General features: G+C 40.9%; 1 protein-coding gene. It reads left to right on the top strand.

Annotated features, from left to right (window positions below):
- The coding region (locus tag B0A75_RS20580; protein ID WP_165765153.1) for an HYR-like domain-containing protein at window positions 1-1,065 on the top strand (1,065 nt) is incomplete at both ends.

Here is a 1,065-nt window from a genome sequence, read left to right as displayed (position 1 = left end):
AACCTGAGCGGAAGCATTACCGTTAATTCACTGCTAGCATTAAACGGAACAGAGTCTACGCTTTGTGCAGCTGACGGTTCAGGTTATGTCTTGAACTTTATAGTAAAAGGTCAAGCACCCTATACGGTAACAGGAACAGGTGCTCCAGGAACATGGTCTGGAAATAATTGGACATCAGGCCCAATTACAGCAGGAACCAATTATAATGTAAGTGTTAGAGATGCTTATGCTTGTAATACTGTAGTTGTAGCAGATACAGCACCAATTTGCTGTGTATATGAAGTTACAGCACCAACATTCCCTGCGACGACAATAACGTGTTATGACCAAATGCCAACAGTAGTAAACTTGACAAAAACAGAGTTTGAAGCTTTAGGAAACGGTGACGGAAGTATTGGAAACATCCCTTGCGGTGTAATCGAAATTACAGCTGCAAATGGTGCAGCTCCTTCATGTAACGGAAATGTCATCAGAACGTATACCGTAACTGAATATGCAGATCTAAATGGCAACAAAGTACGTGATCTAGGTGAAGATACTGTGTTGAACACTACAGTGATCACTCAAACGTTCACTTTACAAAGAGCCGATTTTGTAATGCCTGCAGATCAAGGAACAACAGTTGCTTGTATTTCAGCAGTTAAAGCACCAGTAGTTCCAGTAGTAAAAGACAACTGCGGTAATATCCTAACAGCTTCAGCACCGGTTATTTCAGCTGTTCCAAGTTGTAATGGAGTAGAGACTTATACGTATACTTTTACAGATTGTGCAGGACACATTCACGACTGGGTATACACTTATACGATTGACAATACTGTGGCACCAACAGGTACAGCACCTGCAGATGTTACTGTACAGTGTATAGGCGATATTCCTGCAGCCAATGTAAATGGAATATTAAACGTAAAAGGAAACTGTAACAATACCGTTTCGGTAACAGTTGCAGAAACTAATAACGGAGGAACAGGCTGCAAAGCAAGTCCATACATCGTAACTAGAACATATACGTTAACAGACTGCGGTGGATTGCAAACGCAATTAGTTCAGAAATTAACAGCTGTAGAT

This window comes from Flavobacterium oncorhynchi (assembly GCF_002217355.1).
In the GTDB taxonomy this organism is placed as follows: Bacteria; Bacteroidota; Bacteroidia; order Flavobacteriales; family Flavobacteriaceae; genus Flavobacterium; species Flavobacterium oncorhynchi.
The sequence above is the reverse complement of the archived record's forward strand: the minus strand, read 5'-3'. Positions and strand labels throughout refer to the sequence as shown.